We start from the raw sequence: 22,044 nt of genomic DNA, 5'->3' as shown, positions 1-22,044 counted from the left end.
CACGGTGCTCAGTGCGGGAACGGCCGCCGCGGCCGCGGGATGACCCCGTCGCGGAAGCGCTCGATCGCCGCCGCCACCGCCAGCATGTCCTCGGTGTCGCGGATCCGGTCCAGGTACAGCGAGCGGCGGGCCAGGCCGGGCAGGTCGAAGGTGAAGTACATGGCCATGAGCGGGTTGACGAAGAGCTCGCCGGCGCCGGTCCGGTCGGTGAACCTGACGTCGCCGGCCTCGCCCGCCAGCGCGGCGGCGATCTGGCCGTTGACGATGCTGACGTCGTCCGGCATCGCGGCGCGCGCGAACGCGACCGCGTCGCGGTAGAGGACGGCCTCGCGAGAGCCGCCCGGGATTGAGAAGGCGCCGAGGTACGCCCCGTCGCGCTCGAGTGCGGCGATGTTCTCCAGCACCTGCACGTGATTCACGCCATGATACGCGTCGATGCCGAAGCCGATGCTCGCCACCAGCCGGGTCGGCACCGGCGTGCCGAGCACCGCGGCCAGACTCGTGGCGTCCTCGACCGGCGTGCCCAGGCCCGCCTCGTCGCCGCGCAGCAGGATGTCCGTGCCGCCGTCGACCAGCACGATCGCGTCGAGGCGCAGGCGCTTGGCGAGGGTGCGATACGCCGCGCGCAGCGGCCGGACGCCCGTGCGCGGGAACGCGTGAACCGTCGCGGGCCGGCCGTGCCGGGCCAGCCAGCGGGCGAGGGCACGCTCCGGGCAGTACTCCTGATAGACCATCGTCTCCGGCCCGATCGCGGCGACGCCCGGCGCGAGCCACGCGTCCTCGTCGAGGCCGTAGAGGTGCGCGATCGACAGATTCCCGAGGTGTACCTCGACGCCGGCGCCCTGCAGCCACAGCGCGAGCGGCAGCCCGGCGAAGACGTCGAAGCCCCCGCCCGCCCCGGCGACCAGCACGCGGCGGGCGCCCCGGAGCCTTTCGAAGAACGGCGACGGCCACACGCTCGGCAGTCTTCCGGACACCCGCCGCGCTCGCACCGGGGTTTCCGCGTCCCAGTTCTGTCATCCGGATGGCGAGGCGATCCGTCCCGCGCTGACGACAACGCGCCTGCACCCGGGCCGCTACCGTAAATGGACCAGCCCGGCAACGGGCTGTCGGGAAGGCAGTGATCCGCCGGGCGTCATCTTGGTCGCCGAATCGGCCCAGCGGGGAGTCAGTGGCGAAACCGGCCCCGAACAACTTCGTTCCAAGGGGAGATCCGGTGGGTTCGTTCTTGCGTGCGGCAACGCATTCCTGACGCTCTCGAATTTTCTCGTACCGCAATTCACCGCTCGCCGCATACACCGCGGTCGCTGCACCCTGCCCGGAAAAGGGGATTCCGTCATGGCCAAGAAAATCGTCATCGCCGTCGCGGCCGGGGTTCTCGCCCTCGGGGCCGGGCTCGGCGGCGCGATCTGGGCGACCGCGGACCCCGCTCCGTCCGCGCCGACGGCGGAGAGCCGGCCCGCGAACGACGGGCAGATGCCGGCGCCGCCCGCGCCCCCGCAGCTGCGCCCGTCGGAGCGCGTGGTCGTCATCGGCAAGTAGCACCCCTGTACCGCCACCGAGATTCGGGAGAGCTCGTGTTCCAGTCCAAGAAGCAGAAGATCGCCGCCATCGGGGCCACCGCCGCGGCCGTCCTCGTCGGCGTCGGCGCCACCGCGTACGGTGCGGTGCCCGACACCGGAACCGGCGTGATCACCGGCTGCCGCAACACCAACACCGGAGCGCTGCGCGTCATCGACTACCAGGGCGGTCAGCGCTGCAAGAACGGCGAGCGCCAGATCCAGTGGAACAACCAGGGCCCGAAGGGCGACCGCGGCCTGAACGGCGCCACCGGCGCCCAGGGCCCGGCCGGCCCGGTCGGCCCGCCCGGCGCCAAGGGCTCGACGGGCGCAACCGGCGCCACGGGCGCAACCGGCGCGAAGGGCCCCACGGGCGCGACGGGTGCCACCGGCGCGAAGGGCGAGAAGGGCGACACGGGCGCAACCGGCGCGACGGGTGCCACGGGCGCGACCGGCGCGACCGGCGCCACCGGCGCGAAGGGCGCCCAAGGCGAGACCGGCGCGACCGGTGCCCAGGGCGAGAAGGGCGACACCGGCGCGCAGGGCGCTCAGGGCGAGACCGGGGCGACGGGCGCCACCGGGGCTCAGGGCGAAAAGGGCGACCAGGGCATCCAGGGCGAGACCGGTGCCGCCGGCGCCGCTGGCGCCCAGGGCGAAAAGGGCGACAAGGGCGAAACCGGCGCGCAGGGTGAGAAGGGCGAGACCGGGGCCCAGGGTGAGAAGGGCGAGAAGGGAGATAAGGGCGAGCAGGGGCTGCAGGGCATTCCCGGCGTCAACGGCAAGGACGGCGCTCCCGGCCCGCAGGGCGAGAAAGGCGAGAAGGGCGACACCGGGGCCCAGGGCACTCAGGGTGAGAAGGGCGACACCGGCGCGCAGGGGCTGCCCGGTATGCCCGGCGCCAGCGCGTACGACATCGCCAAGGCCGCGGACCCCAGCCTCGGCTCCGTCGACGAGTGGCTGCAGACGCTGATCGGGCACGGTACCGACGGCAAGGACGCGTATCAGATGGCCATCGACAGCGGCCTGTTCACCGGCACGCCGGAGCAGTGGCTCGCCTCGCTCAAGGGCGAGAAGGGCGACGCGGGCACGACCGGCGCGACCGGGGCGGCCGGGGCGGCCGGCGACAAGGGCGCCGCCGGCGAGGCGGGGGCGACCGGCGCCGCGGGTGCTGCGGGCAAGGACGGCGTGAGCGGCAAGGACGGGGCCAACGGCAAGGACGGCAGCACGATCCTGACCGGCGCCGGCGCCCCCGCCGGGACGCTGGGCTCCATCGGCGACGTGTACCTCAACACGACCGACTTCTCGATGTACAAGAAGACGGACGCCACGGCCTGGACCGCGATCGGCAGCATCAAGGGCGCGACGGGCGCGGCCGGGGCCCCGGGCCCGAAGGGCGACACCGGTGCGGCCGGCGCGGGCTACGTGAAGTACACGGCGGCCTCGGCCACCGCGGTCACCGGCTCGGGCACGAGGACGTACACCTTCGCCTGCACCAGCGGCGTGGTCGTCGCCGGCGGCTACACGATCAACTCCGGCGGGATCTCGCAGTCCGGCTCGCACCGCGACGAGACGGACGAGAGCGGCAAGACGTGGGTCTTCCAGGTCTCCCGCACCGGCTCCCAGAATGCCTCGTTCACCCCGTTCGTCTACTGCGCGAACTGACGCATCCCTCCCGGGCCCCGGCTCAACCCTCCGAGCCGGGGCCCATCCCACGATCCCCCAAAGGAAAGGCGAGCACGCAGTGCGCACTTCGGTGAAGCTGGTGGCATCGGCGGTCGTCGGCGCCATCGTCGCCGGCGGGTTCGGGACGGCGGCGCACGCCGCGGCCCCGGCCGTCACGGCGGTCACCCCGAAGAACGGGGCGACCGGAGTCTCGACGGGCGCCCGCCCGGCGATCACGTTCAACGACCCGACCGACCCGGCCTCGCTGCGCTACTCGTTCGTGAAGACGAGCGGCGGCGCCGCGGTGCCGGCGTACTACACCTACGACGCGCCCACGCACACCTTCACGTTCGTCCCGCGCAGCCAGCTCGCCGACGCCACGCGGTACACCATCACCGTGAAGGTCAAGGGTGCCTCGGGAGTGCTCAGCGACCAGTACGTCTGGGCCTTCACCACCGGCGTGGCCGACCGGACCCCGCCGAGCGCCCCGGGCGCGCCGGTCGCGACCGACGTGACCACCACCGCCGCCACGGTCAGCTGGGGCGCCGCCAGTGACGACACGGGCGTCACCGGCTACCAGCTCTTCGACAACGGCGGCGCGGCGCCGATCGCCACGATCACCGGCAACCCGCCGGCGACCACCACGACGCTGTCCGGCCTGGCGCCGTCGACCGCGCACTCGATCACCGTGAAGGCCGTCGACGCCGCCGGCAACGCCTCGCCGGCGAGCGCGGCGGCCGAGTTCACCACGCTGACCCCGCCGCCCCCGCCGGACACGACCCCGCCGACGGCGCCGGGCGCGCCGGTGGCGGGCGAGGTCACCGCGACGAGCGTGGCGCTCGCGTGGGCCGCGTCGAGCGACGACCGGGGCGTGGTGTCGTACCGCGTGACCGGCGGCCCGGCCGTGCAGACCGTCACGGCGACGAGCGCGACGATCACGGGGTTGACCGCGCACACGCAGTACACCTTCTTCGTGGAGGCGCTGGACGCGGCCGGCAACGTCTCCGCGGCCTCGCCCGCGACGCTCGTCACGACGCCCTCGGCGCCGCTGGTCAACGCGCGCAGCGGCGCGGGCATCCCCGGCGCGACCGGCAAGACCCTGGTGCTCTACGACACGACCGGCCCCTACGGCTTCCTCGGCGAGCAGTACGCCATCGCGACCGCGAACCTGGCCTCGCACTTCGGCGACTGGACCGCGCAGCCGGTGCTCGACTACGCCGCCGGCGAGATCGACGACTACCAGGCCGTCATCTACATGGGCTCCACCTACGACGAGCCGCTGCCGGCCGCCTTCCTCGACGACGTGACCGCCACGAGCAAGCCGGTGATCTGGGCGTACGACAACATCTGGCAGCTCACCGCGCGCGACGCGAGCTTCGCGGCCAACCGCGGCTTCACCTGGACGCAGTTCGACGTCTCGGCGGTGTCGAAGGTCAACTACGAGGGCCGGACGTTCACCCGCGACCCGCAGAACCTCGCCGGCATCATGGGCACGACCATCTCCGACCCGGCGAAGGCGAGCGCGATCGGCACCGCGGTGCGCGACGGCGACAGCTCGGCGATGTCGTGGGGCGTGCGGTCGGGCAACTTCACCTACCTGGGCGAGATCCCGTACGCCTACATGAGCGCCGACGACCGGTACGTCGCCTTCGCCGACCTGCTCATGGACGTGCTCGCCCCGCAGACCGCCGAGCGGCACCGGGCCCTGGTGCGCATCGAGGACGTCGGCCCCGATGCCGACCCGGCCGAGCTCAACGCCATCACGACGTACCTGTCCAGCAAGAACGTCCCGTTCTCGGTCGCGGTGTACCCGCGCTACGTCGACGCCAAGGGCGCGCTCAACAACGGGGTGCCGGAGAGCTACTCGCTGGCGGACCGGCCGCAGGTGGTGGCCGCGCTCAAGAACATGCAGGCGCACGGCGGCACGCTGCTCATGCACGGGTACACGCACCAGTACGCCAGCGCCGACAACCCGTACAACGGCGTGAGCGCCGACGACTTCGAGTTCTACCTGGCGCACGTGGACCCGGTCACCGACAACGTGATCTACGACGGGCCGGTGGCGGAGGACTCGCAGGCCTGGGCGCAGGGCCGCATCGACCAGTCGTTCCAGGCCTTCGCCGCGGCGGGTCTGAACAAGCCGACGATCTTCGAGTTCCCGCACTACGCCGGCTCCGACGCGGCCAACCGGGCCGTCGCCGCGACGTTCTCGACGCGCTACGACCGGGGGCTGTACCCCTCGGGCGCACTGCGGGGCGGGACGCTGGACAACTCGCGGATCATCGGGCAGTTCTTCCCGTACACGGTGCGTGATATCTACGGGGTGATCACGTACCCGGAGAACCTCGGGAACATCGAGCTGGAGCCGTACAACAACCACCCGGCGCACCTGCCGGCCGACATCGCCGCGTCGGCGCAGCTCAACACCGTGGTCAAGGACGGGGTGGCGAGCTTCTTCTTCCACCCGTACGTGCCGGTCAGCTACCTGCAGGCGACCGTCGAGGGGGTGCAGGCGGCGGGGTACACCTTCGTCCCGGCGTCTTCCATGTAGATCGCGATCTGCCCGCAAAGCCCGGCGTCCTCGGTCGCCGGGCTTTTCGCTGTCCGGATTTTTCCGCGGCAGGGTGAAACGGTCGGCGTCCGCCCGTCCGTCTAGTCCCCGCGACGATTGGAGTCCTGATCGGTGAACAGTGACGACGAGGCGGCGTTCCGGGAGTTCGTCACCGTGCAGATGGATCAGCTGCGCGGCCTGGCGTATCTCACCTGCGGCGACTGGCAGCTGGCCGAGGACGCGGTCTGCACGGTGCTGGCGAAGCTCTACGCCCGCTGGCGCCGGGTCGAGCGCCCCGAGAGCTACGCGCGGACCATGGTGGTCCGGGCGGCGGTCGACGAGGTCCGGCGGCCGTGGTGGCGCCGCGAGCACGCGACGGGTGACGCCATGCCGGAGCCGTCGGTGCGCGACGGCACCCCGGACGTGATCGACCGGATCACGGTGCTCGACGCGCTGCGCCGGCTGCCGGTGCAGCAGCGGGCGGTGCTCGTGCTGCGGTACCTCGAGGGCCGCACCGTCCCGGAGACCGCCGAGGCGCTGCGCTGCCCGGAGGGGACCGTGAAGACGAACACCGCGCGGGGGCTCGCCAAGCTGCGTGACTGGCTCGACGTCGCCGAACCCCTGGGAACGGTCGCGGGATCCGAACATATCGAAAGGGCGTCATGAGCCAGAACATGCAGGATTTGATGCGACAGGCGCGCGTCGACGCCCTGGCCGAGGCGCCGCCGATGCGCCACGACATCGACGCCGTCGTGGCCGCGGGCCGGCAGCGGCGCGCCCGGCGGCGGCTGCTGCAGGGCGGCGGGGCGCTCGTGACGGCCGCGGCGGTGCTCGCAGCGGTTCTGGCGCCGCGCGCGTTCGGCGACGGCGGGGCCCCGCCGGTCGTGGGCGCGGGCTCGCCGGCGGTCACGCTGGGATACCCGCAGGGGCAGTGGGAGTACGGCTTCCGCGGCTACATCGTGGGCGAGTTCACCGTCACCGCGCCGCAGCACATCACGCCCGGCTACCAGGAGTTGTACGTGCGGCGGGGCACCGAGACGTCGGACCTGGGCGACGGGGTCTCCACGCCGCTGTACAGCGCCGTGATCACCGTCTACCGCCCCGGCGTGTTCCGGCCGGCCCGGCTCGCCGGCGCCGAGCAGGTCCTGGTCAACGGGCGGCCCGGCCTGTACGGCGCGAAGGTCGCCTACTCCGGCACCGCCGACCTGGTCCCCGGCGCGACGCTGGCGTGGCAGTACAGCGACGACGCGTGGGCGGTCGCGACCTCGATCGTGGAGGGCGAGTACGACAAGGCCGAGCTGACGAGGATCGCCGCCGGGCTGGCCGCGGCGCCGGCCGCGCCCGCGACCGTGGCGCTCAAGGCGACGTCGGTGCCGGCCGGATACGTGCTCACCTCGGCCGGCGTCACCGACGACCTGCCGTCCGGGGCCCCGTACATGGAGAGCAGCATCCGGCTGAACAAGACCCGCCCGGCGTACGCGCCGCTGACCCAGCCGGTCGACCCGGCCGCGGGGCACGGGCCGTCGGTGCGGATCGCGCTCTACCCCGTCGAGTACACCGACACCACGCACCGCAAGCCGGGCGGGTCGTCGTACTGCAACCCCGGCAACGCGAACCTGTGCTTCCGGATGTCGGCGGACGGCAAGTACCTCGCCGAGATCTACGCCGAGGGCGGCGCGATCGCCCAGAGCGAGCTGCTCGCGACGCTGCGGGGCCTGCAGTTCGCGGATCCGGCGCGGCCCTCGACCTGGTTCCCGGTGACCTCGGCGGTGCCGGCCACCGCCCAGTGATTTCGGACTTTTCCGGAAAGCCCGGCCCGCGCGGTGCCGGGCTTTCCGCTGTTTTCGGCAGCCGTACCGGGGGACAGCTTCGCAACGCATTTGCACCTAGCCTGGAAATGTACCGATAACCGCGGACAAAAGGGGCGGGTAACCAATGGCCACGATCACCGAGAAGCCTTCCGTCCAGCAGGGGCGCGGTCGCCTGGTCATGGGGGCCGTCGCCCTCGCCGCGGTCGCGGGGGTCGCCGGATGGCAGGCGCCGAACGTGATCGGGCTGGTGAACCGGCCCGCCTACCTCGGGCAGAACGCCGACAAGGTCGCCACCGCGCTCGGCTGCGACGGCTACACCCGGGCCACGAAGCACGACGACGCCGTGTACAAGTACCGCGACCAGGGCACATGCACGATCGACGGCACCGTCGTCACCATCACCACGTTCGACTCGCTCGCCGACGGCCGCACCTTCGAGGCCGTGATGCAGGCCGTGATCCCGGTGCTGCACCCGACGTGGCGCGGGGCGTCCTACGCCGCCGGGGACGGCTGGAACGTCGCGGACGCCCGCAACCTCACGCCCGAGATCGCCACGCTGGCCGTGCAGCGGCTCGGCATGGGCGCCACCCACGTGATCCCGGCGGGCGCGGCGTCGAAGTAGCAGCACTATGTACAGCTGTACATAGTGAGTGTACGTTTGTACACATGACCGAGAAGTCCATGCGCCGGCGCATGCTCGACGGTGAGCTGTTCATCGCCGACGAGGAGATCGGGCGCGACTACCTGCGCGCCCAGGATCTCACCCGCCGCATCAACGCGGTGCCCGCCTCCGACGGCAAGGCCCGGCGGGAGCTGCTCACCGAGCTGCTCGGCGGGCTCGGCGAGGAGACCGACTTCCGCACGCCGATCCAGTTCGACTACGGATACCAGACGTTCTTCGGCGCGCGCGGGTTCGTCAACTTCGGCTTCGTCTGCCTCGACGTGGCCCGAGTCACGATCGGCGACGACGTGCAGATCGCCACGAACGTGCAGCTGCTGACCGCATGGCACCCGGTCGACCCGCAGCAGCGGCGCGACAAGTGGGAGGCGGCCTCCCCCATCACGATCGGCGACAACGTCTGGCTCGGCGGCGGCGTCATCGTCTGCCCGGGCGTGACGATCGGCGACAACACCGTCGTCGGCGCCGGCTCGGTCGTGGTCAAGGACCTGCCCGCCAACGTGGTCGCCGTGGGCAACCCGGCCCGGATCGTCCGCGAGATCTGATGTCCACCCGGCGCCACGACCCCGACCGCAAGGATCGCATCATCGACGCGGCCATCGCGGTCATCGCCGAGCACGGGGTCGCCGGCACCACCCACCGGCTCATCGCGGCCGCCGCGGACGTGCCGCTGGGTTCGCTGACGTACCACTTCAGCAGCCTGGAAGACCTGCGCTGCCAGGCGTTCCAGCGCCATGCCGAGCGCATGTCGGTCATCTACGAGGCCCACTTCCAGGGCGTCGAGTCGCGCGAGCAGCTCGTCGAGGCGGTCACCGACCTCATCGACGGCAACGCCGGTGCGAGCCCCGGCGACTGGGCGATCGCCTACGAGCTCTACCTGGCCGCCCTGCGCGACCCGGCCCTGCGCGCGGTCACCGAGACCTGGATGCGCGCGAGCCGGGCCGTGCTGGAGCGGTTCATCGACCCGACCACGGCCCGGGGCGTCGACGCCCTGATCGAGGGCCTGGTCATGCACAAGACCCTGTCGACCGGCCCGGTGTCCCGCCACGACATCCGCGTGATCGTCGACCGAACGATCGGATCAGGCACCGCATGAGCATCGCCGTCACCGCCGTCGATTTCCGCCCCGCCACCAAAGCCACCTACGCCGCCTTCATCTGGGCCGGCGTCGCCATGTCGAGCTGGGCGACCCGCATCCCCCAGATCCGCGACGCCCTGCACCTGACCCCGTCCCAGCTTGGCCTGGTTCTGCTGGCGATCGCCGCCGGCTCGATCACGTCGCTGGTGGCCTCCGGCCACATGGTCGCCCGCTTCGGCTCCCGCCGCACGGTCGCGACGATGGCCGCGGTGCTGGCGGTGGCCCTGACCGGCGCCGCCTCCGGCTACCACCTGGGCGTCGTCCCGGTCGTGCTGAGCCTCTACGCCTTCGGCTTCGCCAACGGCGCCTGGGACGTGGCCATGAACGTCCAGGGCGCCGTGGTCGAGCAGGGCCTGGGCCGCTCGATCATGCCGCGCTTCCACGCGGGCTTCAGCATCGGTACGGTCGCGGGCGCCCTGATCGGCGCGGCCATGGTCGCCGCGCACGTCCCGGTCACCCTGCACCTGACGGTGACCGCCGTCGCGGTCGGCCTGGGCACGATCTACGCGGTGCGCCGCTTCGTCCCCGACGTCGCCGCCGAGGAGCAGACCCCCGAGTCCGGCACCGGCCTGGGCCACACCCTGCGCTTCTGGCGCGAGCCCCGGACCCTCCTCGTCGGCGTCTTCGTCCTGGCCTTCGCCTTCGCCGAGGGCACCGGAATCGACTGGATCGGCGTGGCGGTGATCGACGGCTACGACGCTCCCGCGGCGGTCGGCACCCTGGCGTTCGCCCTGTTCCTGGCCGCGATGACCACCGGCCGCTGGTTCGGCCCGTGGCTGCTGGACCGCTACGGCCGCGTCCCGGTCGTCCGCGCCCTGGCCGTGATCAGCCTGGCGGGCCTGCTGCTGTTCGTCTTCGGCCCGTCGACCCCGGTGGCCTTCGGCGGCGCCCTGCTGTGGGGCCTGGGCGCGTCGCTGGGCTTCCCGGTGGGGATGAGCGCCGCCTCGGACGACCCGGCCCTGGCGGCCCCGCGGGTGAGCGTGGTGGCCTCGATCGGCTACTGCGCCTTCCTCGGCGGCCCACCGCTGATCGGCTTCCTGGGCGACCACGTGACCGTGGTCCGCGCCCTGGCCGCGGTCGCCGTCCTGCTGGGCGTGGCCCTACTGGTCGCCGGCGCCATCCGCCCCCTGCAACCAGCCCCGACCACCGACTGACCGGCACCGGACGGTCACAGCAGGGTGAGCTGGGCCTCCCACGCGGCCAGCTCCCACGTGCGCAGGATCGGCTCGTCGAGGTCCACCGTCAGCCAGCGACCTGGCAGCGTCGACGTGTACGGGTGGCCGACCGCCGCCGGGAAGTCCAAGGCCGTCACCGGGCGAAGCCTTCGAGTGGCCAGCAGCAGGTGCTCCTCAGGCCCGTCCGCGAAGTCGTCGTAGGAGACCCCGATCAGCGCGTAGTCCGGGGACACCACGGCGGGGATCTCCAGGCGGGCGTGCGGGCCGGCGATGTCGGTGACGTGCCGCTCGGCCAGGGTGGCGCCGGTGGCCAGGTCGTGCCAGCTCAGCGCGCCGTCGTCGGAGTACCCGACCGACAGGTAGCCGGGGCCCGAGGTGCCCGCGATGTACGCGCCGCCCAGGACCGTAAGAGCGATCCGACCACCGGTCAGGCGGGGGCGGCACGGGGTGTCGTCGAAGCGGCAGACCGCCGGCGGCGGGCCGGTCAGGATCGGCCCGGCAATGTCGGTGCGTGCGATTTCGCGGCCCGTGCCGGCGTCGACGGCGATGAGCTCGTCCCGCGTCGTCAGCCATAGGGTGCCGTCCCCGGTCAGGGCGCAGTCTTCGGCGCCGGTCTCACGGCGCCACAGCATGCGGCCGTCGAGCGCGACCACGGCGACCTGGGAGCAGTCGGTGAAGGCCAGCCGCTCGCCGTCGAAATGGGCCTCGAAAGCGGTCCGCGTCCGTGGGGACCGGGATGCGGGCCACACGGTCCAGGTCCGCAGACAGGATGTCGGCGACGCGGGCCGTCCGGTCGTTGACGAGCCAGCCGCCGTGCGGCAGGGCGGTGATGGACCGGAAGCCGGCGACCCTCGTCGCGGCGAGCCGGCGGGGGATCATCGGGGCTCGCGGTAGCCGACGGCGGCGGAGTTTGTCGCCGGTACTACGTGATAGCCCCAGCGCCGCAGCGCCTGCAGGACCTTGGCCGCGCCCGGCGGGTTGGCCGAGTGGACGTAGATCGTGGTGATGGTGAAGGGCTCGCCGTCGAAGGCGGCCCGCTCCAGCAGCTCCACCACCGGCCAGATCGTGTCCTCGCCGCCCAGGTCGTGGTCCAGCCACAGCTCGTCGATCGGCTCCGCGCGGTGCCGCCGCAGCAGCTCGGCCCCGGCGGCGCTCGTGCGGGCCACGTGCGCCGGGGCGGGGTCGAGGAAGTCGCGCAGGTCGTCGATCAGCAGCCGCACACCGCGACTGTAAAGCGGCTCAGGCAGCGGTACGCGACCCGGATCATGCCTTGCCCTGGGCCGATCGGAGTCCCTTCGCGGCCAAGCGGTCGGCCCGCTCGTTCTCCGGGTGCCCGGCGTGGCCCTTCACCCAGTGCCATTCGACCTGGTAGCGGGCGACCAGCGCGTCGAGCTCCAGCCACAGGTCGACGTTCTTCACCGGCTGCTTGTCGGCGGTCTGCCAGCCGTTGCGCTTCCAGCGCGGCACCCACGTAGTGATGCCGTTGCGTACGTAGGAGCTGTCGGTGTACAGGTGCACGGGCACGGGCCGGGTAAGGCTCTGCAGGGCCCGGATCGGGGCGGTCAGCTCCATGCGGTTGTTCGTGGTGGCCGTGGCCTCCCCGCCGTACAGCTCCTTCTCGATCGTGCCGTAACGCAGGACGGCGCCCCAGCCCCCCGGTCCCGGGTTTCCGCTGCAGGCGCCGTCCGTGTAGATCTCGACGTGGGTCACATCTCTATTAGACCGTGTGCCATTTCTGGTTCGCCGTGCCGGCGCAGTCCCACAGCTGCAGCAGCGCGTCGTTGTTCGGGTTCCAGTCCTTGATGTCGACGCACTTGTTCGCCTGCGGGTTCACCAGGTCGCCGGCGGCGCTGAGCACGAACTGCTGCGCGGCGTTGCCGGAGCAGTTCGCGATCTGGATCGCGGTGCCGTTGGCCGAGGAGCCCCAGGCCACGTCCATGCACTTGCCGTTCTCGGTGCGCAGCGTGCCGCCGACGAAGTTCCATTTCTGGTTCGTACCGCCCGTGCAGTTCCACACGATCAGGCGCTGGCCGTCGGCGAAGTTCCAGTTCGGCACGTCGATGCACTTGCCGTTCCAGTTGCTGGCGATCGACTTCACCGTGCCGGTGTTCGTCGGCGGCGGGGTAGTCGTGCCGCCACCCGTGTTGCCGCCACCCGTGTTGCCGCCGCCGGTGTTTCCGCCGCCGACGAAGGGGCTCAGCGTGATTCCCGCCGCGCGGGGGTCGCCGTCGTGCACCAGCGACTCCTGGTTCATGACATCGTCGAAGGCGAATCCGTACGCCTTCCCGTCCGCCATGTTCGCGTGCACGATCCGCGAGTAATGGTTGGTCAGCGCGCTCTTGTAGAAGTCGGCCGCCGTTCCGCCCGGCTGGGTGTCGATGGTGCCGAGCGTGCTGCGGTGCAGCGCGGCGCACAGCGTGCGGGCGATCGGCCCGACGACCTGGTCGTTCGGCGCGGCGAGAGCGCCGTCACAGCCCCACACGTTGCTGGTCGAGGGGCGGTTGAAGGACGCGACCTTCTGCCCGGAGGAGTTCGTGAAGGTCATCACGGTGCCGCTGGTGCGGCCGAAGTACTTCACGTTCGGCTGGTCCGTGAACGGCTGCACCGTAAGCGTCTTGGATGCGTACGCATTCCAGGCGTTGGCGATGTACGGGTCCAGGTACGTAGCACTGAACAGCCCCGCGTCGGCGGCCTTGCCTGGGGCGAGCACCCGCAGCACGGTCCCGTCGGCGCGGGTCACCACCGTGTTGCCCCAGCCGGCCTGGGCCTTGAGCTGGTCGATGACGTTCTGCCGGCCGTTGGCCTTGAGCGCGCCGGTGGTGCTCGTCGCGCCGTTCGCGCCGGTGACGCTGACCGCGTGCGGCACGGCGAACATGTCGACCTGCGAGCTGTTGAGCCACAGGCCGGCGTCGTTGTAGGTGAACTCGCTCCAGTCGAACAGGATGTCGTGGTTCGGGTCGCCCGCGGCCCACGGCGCCGGCTGGACCAGCCCGTCCGGGGTCAGGAAGAACTTGAGCTTCTGGCCGAGCGACATGTACACGCGACCGGAGAGGCCCTTGGGCAGCTGGATCGTCTTGCTGGCCCCGTTGACCGGGCCGGGGATCGCCACGTCCGGCGCGGGCATCGGCGGGTTGGTGCCGACCGACCACTGGGTGAACGTCCCGTTGGCGGAGACGTACCCGAGCCGGCCGGTGCTGAGATTGGTGCCGAGTACGTATAGGTATACAGAGTCCCCGCGTCCGGTCGTGTTGGTCACCGTGAACGGCAGCAGCGACGGCCCGGTCGCCTGCGCGGCGGGCATCGCGGCAATGGCCACGGGTATGGCGGCGGCGACCACGGCCGCGGCGCCGAGCAGCTTCGTTCTCAATCGCACGGTTGGAACTCCTCGTTGGGTCGTTCGCGAGAGCGCTCTCAGCATCAAAGCCCTGCTCACGAGTGTCAACGGAGGCCAACAAGAACCAACGATCTGTTAAGGGTGCTTTGAGGATCGAACCCGCTGGGCCTCGGCCCGTCAGTGCTGGGTGAAGATGCGTTGCACGCGCGGGCCGACCTGGGTCAGCAGCTCGTGGGAGACGGTGTCCATGGCGGCGGCGGCCTGTTCGACCGGGGCCGAGAATCCGGCGTACTGCCCGAAGATCAGCACGTCCGAGCCCACCTCGGCGTCGGGGTGGCCGGTGATGTCGATCGCCATCGAGTCCATCGAGATGGTGCCGGCGATCTCGCAGCGGCGGCCGTTGACCAGCACGTATCCGACCTTGCGGAAGGCGCGCGGGACGGCGTCGTAGTAGCCGGCGGCGATCAGGGCGATGCGCGTGTCCGGCGACTGGGCGCGGAACAGGCCGCCGTAGCCGACCCGCTCGCCCGGGGCCATGTCGTGGATCTCCACGATCCGGGAGACCAGGCCGACGCCGGGCGTGAGGGTGATGAGGCTGCTGGTCGCGGTCGAGGGCTGCAGGCCGTAGAGGCCGATGCCGATGCGGACCATGTCGTAGCGGGCCTCGGGGAAGCGGATCGTGGCGGCCGTGGCGCTGGTGTGGCGTACGACATCCTCGAAGCCCATCTCGGCGGCGGCCGCGCACACCGAGCCGAACCGCTTGAGCTGCTCGCGGGTCAGGTCGTCCTCGGCGGGGTCGTCGGGGCAGCCCAGATGGCTCATCAGGCCGGCCAGCCGCAGGTGCTCGTGGCCGCGCAGCTTGCCGAGGATCTCGATCGCGGCCTCCGGGTCGAGGCCGCTGCGGTGCATCCCGGAGTCGACCTCGACGTGGACGTCCAGGCGGCGGCCACTCGCCGCGGCGGCGCGGGCGGCGGCGTCGTACATCTCCATCGAGTACAGCGACGGGGTGAGACGGTGCCGGACCAGCCGCTCCAGATCACCGGGGACGGCCAGGAAGACGAGGATCGGCATCTGTACGCCCGCCCGGCGCAGCGCGATGCCCTCGTCCGCGGTGGCCACGCCGAGCCAGTCGACGCCGGCCTCGCGCAGGGTGTGGGCGACCGTGACCGGGTTCGTGCCGTACGCCTCCGCCTTCACCACGCCCATGAGCTTCGTGTGCGGGCCGACGAGCTTGCGGAAGGCGGCGACGTTGTCCCGCACCGCGGCGAGGTCCACGTAGAGCCGGGTCGCGGCCGCGGTCTCCACGAGGTGCATCCAGGAGTCGGTGACCATGGTGTCGCGCGGGACGTGCACCAGCGCCACGTCGTCCGGGCACAGCTCGGTGGCGACGAACGCGCGCATCCGGTCCTCGTCCTCGAAGCGGTGCACGGCCACGTCGCTGCCGGCCAGGGCCGCCTCGATCAGGCCGTGGGCCTCGTCGGCCAGGCCGCAGACCAGGCGGACGTTCTCGGCGCGCAGGCAGCGGGCCATCGCCTCGGCGCCCTCGGCGGTCAGGCCGGCCAGCGGGTCACCGATGATCATCAGGGTGCGGCCCTGGGCGCCCATCAGCGAGCGGGCCGTACGCAGGGCGCTGCTGAGCGCGAGCGGGTCGGTGTTGGCCAGCTCGCCGACGACGGTCGCGCCGTCGGGGCGGCGCCACATCTGCATCCGCGTCAACGGCGGCGTGTAGTCGGCGACCGCGGCGAGCAGGTCGGCGGGGCCGATGCCGAGCAGGGTCGCCGCGCCCATCGCGAGCTCCAGGTCGCTGAGCACCTCCGGCGACGGGGTCGCGACCAGCAGATCCTCCTCGGTGCCGCCGGGCAGCGCGGCGCGGACCAGCGAGGAGCGCTCGACATGGCGCAGGCGGGTCAGGCGGGGCAGGGCCGCGTCGCCGGCCGGCAGCAGGCGGGCACCGGTGATCTCGGCGGCCAATCGGTGTACTTCCGGATCGGGCTCCCCCATGAGCAGCCATCCGTCGCCGGGCAGCCCGGCCGCCATGCTCAGCAGCTCGCGGGCGTGCGCCTCGCGGCTGCCGAAGCTCTGCACGCTGCGGGACCCGAGGTTGGTGAACACCACCGCGTCCGGGGCGACGATCCGCGCCAGGCGGGGCATCTCGCCGGGCTCGGTCGCGGCCGCCTCGATGACGGCCACCGGGACGTCGGCCGGGCACTGCAGCACGGACAGGGCCACGCCGAGCTGGCTGTTGTAGCTGCCCGGGCTGCCGTACGTCGTGCGGCGCCCGGCCAGCAGCCCCAGCAGCGCGTCCTTGGTCGTGGTCTTGCCGTTGCTGCCGACGACCGCGACGAACGTCGTCGAGGTCAGCTTGGCGCGCCACCAGACCGCCATCTCCTGCAGCGCGGCGAGCGGGTCGGCCACGGCGATGAGGGGCCCCGCGCCGACCGGCAGTTCGGTGAGGCGCGTCTCGTCGACCACGGCGGCGATCGCCCCGTTGGCCAGCGCCCGCGCCACGAACCGGTGACCGTCCGTGATGCCGGAGAGTGCGAAGAAGAGACTGTCGGCCTGCAACCGGTCAGAGTGGATGGCGACGCTGCCGACCTCGCGGTCTTCCCGGGGGAAGTGCACGGTTCCGCCGACGATCGACGCGACCTCGGCGACCGAGACTGGGTCCATTCGCCGAATAGTAGCTGGAGTGCGCAGCTGCACGGACAGTAAGATTGCCCGGTGTTGGAGATCATGGAGATCCTCCGGAAGGACGCTCACGCGACACCGGAACGGATCTCGGCGCTGACCGGGATCGACGTGGAGCGGGTCCGGGTGCAGATCGCGGCCTGGGAGCAGCAGGGAGTCATCCGGCGGTACAAGGCCGTCATCGACGCCGACCGGCTGCGTGAGATCAGCGGCGAGCAGGTGATCACCGCGTTCATCGACGTCGCCGTGATGCCCGCCCGCGGCCTCGGCTTCGACGACGTGGCGCTGCGGATCGCGCGGTTTCCGGAGGTGCGCTCGGTGTATCTCGTCTCCGGCGCCCAGGACCTGCGCTGCGTGGTCACCGGCCGCAGCATGCACGACATCGCCGACTTCGTCGCCCAGAAGCTCTCCACGATCGAGCGCGTGACCGCCACCGCCACGCACTTCGTCATGAAGACGTACAAGGACGACGACGAGCTCTATGCGACCGCCGAGGTCGACCGACGCCTCCCGGTCACGCCGTGAAGCCGCTCAACCCGATCGTCGCCGCCTGCCCGCCCTCCGGCATCCGCCGCTTCTTCGACATCGCGGCGACGCTGCCCAACGTCATCTCCCTCGGCGTCGGCGAGCCGGACTACGTCACGCCCTGGCACGTGCGCGAGGCCGGGATCTACGCGCTCGAGCAGGGCTACACGACCTACACCTCCAACGCCGGCCTCCTGGAGCTGCGCGAGGCGATCGTCGAGGACCTTTCCCGGCGTTACCGTGTGAGCTTCGACGCCGCCACCGAGTGCCTGGTCACCTCGGGCGTCTCCCAGGGCCTCGACCTGATCATGCGCACCCTGCTCGACACCGGCGACGAGGTCATCATCCCCGAGCCGTGCTACGTCGCCTACGGCCCGTGCGTGACCTTCGCCGGCGGGACGCCCGTCTACGTCCCCTCCTCCCCCCGGTTCGAGATCCTGATCGACGAGATCGAGCGCGCGATCACCCCGCGCACGAAGGCGATCCTGGTCTCGTCCCCGTCCAACCCGACCGGCGCCATCCAGCCTCGCGCGGTTCTCGAGGAGCTGGCGGCTCTGGCCGTCCGCCATGATCTCTACCTGGTCTCGGACGAGATCTACGAACGCCTGAGCTACGACGCCGCCCACACGTGCCTCGCATCCCTGCCCGGCGCCCGCGACCGCACGGTGGTCCTGGGCGGCTTCTCCAAGGCCCACGCGATGACGGGCTGGCGGGTCGGGTTCGCGTGCGCGCCGGCCCCGGTGCTGGAGCTGGCGGGCCGCATCCACCAGTACACGATGCTCTGCGCCCCCCACGTCTCCCAGGCGGCGGCGCTGGAGGGCCTGCGCTCCGGCGATGGCCAGGTGGCCGAGATGGTCGCCGACTACGACCGCCGGCGCCGCCTGTTCGTGAAGGGCCTCAACGAGATCGGCCTGACGTGCGAGGAGCCCCAGGGCGCCTTCTACGCGTTCCCGTCGATCCGCTCGACCGGCCTGACCTCGGAGGCCTTCGCCGAGCGCCTGCTGCAGTCGCAGCAGGTGGCGGTGGTCCCGGGCAGCGTCTTCGGCCCCTCGGGCGAGGGCCACGTCCGCTGCAGCTACGCCACGGCCCTGCCGCTGCTGGACGAGGCTTTGGAGCGCATGGGCCGCTTCGTGCGGTCGCTTCAGAACAGCAGCCCGTAGGTCAGCGCGTACTGCAGCACGTACCACGCCCCGGCGCTCGCGGCCCCGGCCACCACGGCCGCGAGCACTGCCGTGGTGTATTTGGTCTGCCGGGTCACCAGCAGGCCGACGACCACGGTTGCGAGCACGACCCCGGACAGGGTGAGGGTGGCGATGCCCTGCCCCGCGAGCAGCGCCCAAGCGACCCCGGCGGCGATGGCCGACCCCTCGGCGATCAGCCGCCCGAGGAGGCCGAGCACCGCCCCGCCGACCACGGACCCGGCCAGCCAGAACCCGGTCGCCCTGGCGATGGACAGCAGCCCGTTCATGTCACCGGATGACCCGTCCTCGAGGAACTGGCCCTGCCAGCGCCGGCTCACGAACACGATGAGCAGGTAGTAGACGAGCGTCGCGACAACGAGCGCCCCCGCCCCGGCGACGGCCCCCTGACGCCGGGTCTCGGCCCTGCGCCCGGCCACCAGGGCTCCGCTCCCCCAGACGGCGGCGCTGGACAGCGCGGCCTGCACCCACCCGTCGAGGTAGTCGGCCCCGAACGCGGTCAGCCCGAGCACCGCCCCGATGCCCAGCACCCATCGACGCACGCCCGCACTGTAGTGGACGGTTTGCCCGAGGGTGGTATCCCGGAAGCGTCACGTTTCCGACGGGAGGGCCGCGGTGACTGGTCTGGAAGTGGTGGCCGGGTGGCTGGCGATATACGCGTGGGGCAAGGCGCGCCGCGCGGCCGGGCGGGCCGATGCCGAGGTCGACCGGCTCGTCGACCACGGGCTGGATCGGCTGCACGAGCTGGTGTCCGACAAGCTGGGTGGGGACACGGCGCTTTCGCAGCTCGAGGTCGAGGCCGGGCGGGACACCGCACAGGTCGAGGTCAGCAAGCGGACGCTGCAGCGCGTCGAACTGGCGCTTGAGGAGGCCGCCGAGCGGGATCAGCAGTTCGCCGCGCGGCTGGAGGAGTTGCGCGGCCAGGTGCAGGCCGCGCAGCCGCGGGCGTACATCGCCTCCAACACCGGCGATGCCACCGCCAGCGGAGGTGGGATCGCCGTTACCGGGGTGGTCGTCGGGGACCTTCGCGCCGGTTAGGAGTGGCTGGCCAGGTCCAGGATGCGCTCCAGGATCTGGCGCGGCGGGACCGGGGGCTCCTCGGCCAGGCCCTGGTGATAGAAGACCGTCGCGGGCGTGAGGCCGGGCAGGGAGTTGGCCTCGATGATGATGACCTCGCCGGTCTTGCGGTGCATGAAGGCGTCGATCCGGCCGTATCCCTCCATGCCCAGCACGTTCGCGGTGCGGGCGATGCGGGCACGGACGGCCTCGACGGCGCCCGGCTCCACGCGGCCCAGCGGGGGGCCGGGCGGGGGCGTGATGTTGATGCCGGTGCCGCCCATGAACTTCTCTTCCAGGCTCAGGATGCCGGCGCTGGCCACGGTGATCGACGGGTTCATGGCGAACATCGCGCCCTTCGGGCCGATCACGCCGACCGTGACCTCGATCCAGCCGGTGTCGCGGTCGCGGCCCCAGACCAGCTCGGCCTCGCCCCCGTGGTCCTCGACGCGCACGTCGTCGGTGTCGATGTAGTCCTCGAAGAGCAGGTGCTGCGGGCGGCTCGTCGGCATCTCGACCAGCTGGTCCGGGCTGAGCAGCGAGAACCCGGCGCCCTTGATACGGCGGGCGTCGGCGTTGATCAGCTCCAGGTAGCGGCCCAGGTCCTCGGCGTTGCCGAGCGGGACGATGCCGGCCGAGCAGCCGTCGTCGAGCGGCTTGACGACCACGCGGGTGTCGGTGCACTCGGTGATGATGTCGTGCCAGAGCGTCTCGATCGCCGCGGCGTCAACGGTCTTGGGGACGTCGACGCGGACGCGGCGGGCGGTGTGGATGCCCTCGCTCTCCAGCGTGGCGACGATCTTGCCCGTCTCGTACTTGTCCGCGCACAGGCGCGAGGCGGCCGGGCCGGAGCCGTTGTATCGCACGCTGTGGCGATCCAGCAGCTCCTGGAGGGTGCCGTTCTCCCCGGCCCCGCCGTGCAGGGCGATGAAGACGAGCTCGTGACGGTCGAGGAACTCCTCCATCGTCAGCTGTACGGGCGGTGCGACCGACGTGCTGCGGGCCTCCTCGGGCAGGCGCAGTCGCTCGATGATCCGCTCGGCCAGGCGTCCCCGGCGCTCCTCGAGGCGCACGCCGTCGCGGCACGCGTAGACGATCTCCTCCACGGAGTGGCGCAGCGCGGAGGAGTACGACACCTGCCAGACGGAGCCGTCCGGCGCGAGCAGATAGGGCACCGGCGCGTATTTCGCGGAGCGGGCCAGCTTGAGCCACACGTTGGTGCCGCTGAGCACCGACACCTGCCGCTCGGCCGTCGCGCCGCCGAAGAGCACGGCGACCGGCTGCCCGGTCTGCGCGACCTTGTCGAAGGTCTCCGGGAAGGGCAGCCCGACCCGGCGCGCGGCGGCCCGCAGGACCTCGCGCAGCACGTCGGCGTGGGTCATGCCCAGCTGCGCGGCCTGGACGAACAGGAAGCTGTTCTGCTCCATGCCGCTGATCGGGTTGACGTCGGAGACGAGCACCGAGCCGTCGGGCTGCAGCCAGGCGTCGATGCGGGCGAAGTCGCGCAGGCCGAGGGTGGCGAAGACGGCCTCGGCGGTCTGCTGGATGTGCGCGATCGTCGCGTCGTCCCGCGGCGGCGGGCAGTGGTAGTGCGAGTCGTTGCTGGCCAGATACTTGCGGCGGTAGTCGAAGATCTCATCCTCGGACGCCTGGTTCTGCAGCTCGATCTCGACCGGGATCAGCGCGACCGGGCCGTCCGGGCCGTCGAGCACGATCGTGGTGACCTCGACGCCGGTCATGCGCGGCTGGACCACGATGCGGTCGTGGCGCTTGCGCAGGGTGCGCAGAATGTCGACGGCCGCGGCGCGGTCCCGGGCGACGAAGACGTCGATGCTGGAGCCGCCCTTGGCCGGCTTGAGCACCAGCTTGGCGATCTCCGGGAAGGCCTCGGCGACGACCCGCTCCGCCTCGGCGTCGGACATCGAGGCGTCCACCAGCACCGAGGGCACCGCGCCGATGCCGTGGGCATCGAGCGCCTGCTTGGCCTTGTACTTGTCGAAGGCGGTCGCGCACTGCTGCGCCCCGGTCCCGACGTAGGGCACGCCGGCGCGCTCCAGCAGCGCCTGGACCTGCCCGTCCTCGCCGAACTCGCCGTGCATGACCGGGAAGACCAGGCCGGCGGTGCGCAGGCGGGCGATGAGCTCGTCCTCGCTCAGCGGCCGGCCCTCGTGGGCGAGCTTGAAGTCGAAGTCGGAGGGCGTGTTGCAGTAGAGCAGCCCGCGGGGGATCGAGTAGGGCCGCAACTGCCGGTCGAAGAAGATGATCTCCTTCAGCTCGACGACATCGTGCTCGAGGTGGTCCGCTACGGAGCGTGCGGAGTTGAGCGAGATTCCGCGCTCCTCGGACGGGCCGCCCAGCAGCAGCGCAACGTCGACCATCGGTTCCTCTTCATATGGGCCACTTCGACCCGGCCACTTTACACCGAGCCCTGATCACGCACTGTCGGCAAAGCGAAGCAAGGTCGCGATCGCGTACGGACATGGCGAAGGCCACCGGGAAGCGGGCGCGATCGATACCGCCCGCCCGTTCGTTGCCGGCATCCCCCGCAGATTCGTATGCGCGCGAACCGCCGCGACGCTGCCCGGCGCCGCCAAGCCGGACATTTCCCTCACGGCCACGCCCAACAAGTCCCTCAAGGCCACGCCCGACAAGACCGAGGGCGTCTAC

Annotated in this window: 20 protein-coding genes; 12 read left to right on the top strand and 8 right to left on the bottom strand. The window is 71.7% G+C overall.

The features are described from left to right. Positions 1 to 8: 8 nt before the first annotated feature. The gene (locus tag ACQPY0_RS03250) at positions 9 to 977 is read right to left on the bottom strand and encodes a DUF1152 domain-containing protein (RefSeq protein WP_432984357.1); all 969 of its coding nucleotides are present in this window, start codon (positions 975 to 977) and stop codon (positions 9 to 11) included. 361 nt (positions 978 to 1,338) lie between these two features. Between ACQPY0_RS03250 and ACQPY0_RS03245 the strand changes: the two genes are divergently transcribed. The 9 genes from ACQPY0_RS03245 (at position 1,339) to ACQPY0_RS03205 (ending at position 10,554) form a co-directional block, all read left to right on the top strand. Beyond that, the gene (locus ACQPY0_RS03245) at positions 1,339 to 1,542 is read left to right on the top strand and encodes a hypothetical protein (protein ID WP_432984354.1); all 204 of its coding nucleotides are present in this window, start codon (positions 1,339 to 1,341) and stop codon (positions 1,540 to 1,542) included. 35 nt (positions 1,543 to 1,577) lie between these two features. Beyond that, positions 1,578 to 3,221: an exosporium protein gene (locus tag ACQPY0_RS03240; protein ID WP_432984351.1), complete on the top strand. Its 1,644-nt coding sequence runs from the start codon at positions 1,578 to 1,580 to the stop codon at positions 3,219 to 3,221. 79 nt (positions 3,222 to 3,300) lie between these two features. Next, a complete protein-coding gene (locus ACQPY0_RS03235) occupies positions 3,301 to 5,772 on the top strand; it encodes a DUF2334 domain-containing protein (protein WP_432984348.1) in 2,472 nt (823 codons plus the stop codon). A gap of 132 nt (positions 5,773 to 5,904) precedes the next feature. Next, positions 5,905 to 6,438 (top strand): SigE family RNA polymerase sigma factor, encoded by a 534-nt coding sequence (locus ACQPY0_RS03230; RefSeq protein ID WP_432984345.1) that lies wholly within the window; start codon positions 5,905 to 5,907, stop codon positions 6,436 to 6,438. 20 nt (positions 6,439 to 6,458) lie between these two features. Next, positions 6,459 to 7,562 carry a hypothetical protein gene (locus tag ACQPY0_RS03225; RefSeq protein WP_432984342.1) on the top strand — a complete coding sequence of 368 codons (1,104 nt, stop codon included), beginning with the start codon at positions 6,459 to 6,461 and terminating at the stop codon, positions 7,560 to 7,562. A 145-nt stretch (positions 7,563 to 7,707) separates the two neighbouring features. After that, on the top strand, positions 7,708 to 8,205 hold the full coding sequence (locus tag ACQPY0_RS03220) for a hypothetical protein (protein ID WP_432984339.1): 498 nt from the start codon (positions 7,708 to 7,710) through the stop codon (positions 8,203 to 8,205). A gap of 44 nt (positions 8,206 to 8,249) precedes the next feature. Beyond that, a complete protein-coding gene (locus ACQPY0_RS03215; protein ID WP_432984337.1) occupies positions 8,250 to 8,807 on the top strand; it encodes a sugar O-acetyltransferase in 558 nt (185 codons plus the stop codon). Beyond that, entirely contained in the window at positions 8,807 to 9,358 is a 552-nt protein-coding gene (locus tag ACQPY0_RS03210; protein ID WP_432984334.1) for a TetR/AcrR family transcriptional regulator, read from the top strand. The genes ACQPY0_RS03215 and ACQPY0_RS03210 overlap by 1 nt, the downstream gene beginning before the upstream one ends. Next, positions 9,355 to 10,554, top strand: a complete 1,200-nt coding sequence (locus tag ACQPY0_RS03205) for an MFS transporter (protein WP_432984331.1) — start codon at positions 9,355 to 9,357, stop codon at positions 10,552 to 10,554. The genes ACQPY0_RS03210 and ACQPY0_RS03205 overlap by 4 nt, the downstream gene beginning before the upstream one ends. A 14-nt stretch (positions 10,555 to 10,568) precedes the next feature. On the opposite strand, the gene ACQPY0_RS03200 is transcribed toward ACQPY0_RS03205, so the two are convergent. The 5 genes from ACQPY0_RS03200 to alr form a co-directional block, all read right to left on the bottom strand. After that, complete coding sequence (locus ACQPY0_RS03200; RefSeq protein WP_432984328.1) at positions 10,569 to 11,324, bottom strand: hypothetical protein; 756 nt, start codon at positions 11,322 to 11,324, stop codon at positions 10,569 to 10,571. Between the two features lie 126 nt (positions 11,325 to 11,450). Next, positions 11,451 to 11,795, bottom strand: coding sequence for a cyclic-phosphate processing receiver domain-containing protein (locus ACQPY0_RS03195; protein WP_432984325.1), 345 nt, complete (start codon positions 11,793 to 11,795; stop codon positions 11,451 to 11,453). 43 nt (positions 11,796 to 11,838) lie between these two features. Then, positions 11,839 to 12,285, bottom strand: a complete 447-nt coding sequence (gene rnhA, locus ACQPY0_RS03190) for a ribonuclease HI (RefSeq protein ID WP_432984322.1) — start codon at positions 12,283 to 12,285, stop codon at positions 11,839 to 11,841. A gap of 7 nt (positions 12,286 to 12,292) precedes the next feature. Continuing rightward, positions 12,293 to 13,948 carry a glycoside hydrolase family 64 protein gene (locus tag ACQPY0_RS03185; protein ID WP_432984319.1) on the bottom strand — a complete coding sequence of 552 codons (1,656 nt, stop codon included), beginning with the start codon at positions 13,946 to 13,948 and terminating at the stop codon, positions 12,293 to 12,295. 138 nt (positions 13,949 to 14,086) lie between these two features. Next, complete coding sequence (gene alr, locus ACQPY0_RS03180) at positions 14,087 to 16,579, bottom strand: alanine racemase (RefSeq protein ID WP_432984316.1); 2,493 nt, start codon at positions 16,577 to 16,579, stop codon at positions 14,087 to 14,089. Between the two features lie 51 nt (positions 16,580 to 16,630). Between alr and ACQPY0_RS03175 the strand changes: the two genes are divergently transcribed. Next, positions 16,631 to 17,122 carry an Lrp/AsnC family transcriptional regulator gene (locus tag ACQPY0_RS03175; RefSeq protein ID WP_432984313.1) on the top strand — a complete coding sequence of 164 codons (492 nt, stop codon included), beginning with the start codon at positions 16,631 to 16,633 and terminating at the stop codon, positions 17,120 to 17,122. Continuing rightward, a complete protein-coding gene (locus ACQPY0_RS03170) occupies positions 17,119 to 18,282 on the top strand; it encodes an aminotransferase class I/II-fold pyridoxal phosphate-dependent enzyme (protein ID WP_432984310.1) in 1,164 nt (387 codons plus the stop codon). The genes ACQPY0_RS03175 and ACQPY0_RS03170 overlap by 4 nt, the downstream gene beginning before the upstream one ends. On the opposite strand, the gene ACQPY0_RS03165 is transcribed toward ACQPY0_RS03170, so the two are convergent. Further along, entirely contained in the window at positions 18,264 to 18,863 is a 600-nt protein-coding gene (locus ACQPY0_RS03165) for a hypothetical protein (protein ID WP_432984307.1), read from the bottom strand. The genes ACQPY0_RS03170 and ACQPY0_RS03165 overlap by 19 nt on opposite strands. Positions 18,864 to 18,936: 73 nt before the next feature. Here ACQPY0_RS03165 and ACQPY0_RS03160 point away from each other — a divergent pair, with 73 nt between their 5' ends. After that, positions 18,937 to 19,359, top strand: a complete 423-nt coding sequence (locus ACQPY0_RS03160) for a chromosome partitioning protein (RefSeq protein WP_432984304.1) — start codon at positions 18,937 to 18,939, stop codon at positions 19,357 to 19,359. On the opposite strand, the gene ACQPY0_RS03155 is transcribed toward ACQPY0_RS03160, so the two are convergent. Next, complete coding sequence (locus tag ACQPY0_RS03155) at positions 19,356 to 21,755, bottom strand: hypothetical protein (RefSeq protein WP_432984301.1); 2,400 nt, start codon at positions 21,753 to 21,755, stop codon at positions 19,356 to 19,358. The genes ACQPY0_RS03160 and ACQPY0_RS03155 overlap by 4 nt on opposite strands. Positions 21,756 to 22,044: the final 289 nt, after the last annotated feature.

Source organism: Dactylosporangium sp. CA-233914 (assembly GCF_050942935.1).
Lineage (GTDB): Bacteria > Actinomycetota > Actinomycetes > Mycobacteriales > Micromonosporaceae > Dactylosporangium.
This window is presented reverse-complemented; position numbering and strand designations above follow the sequence as displayed.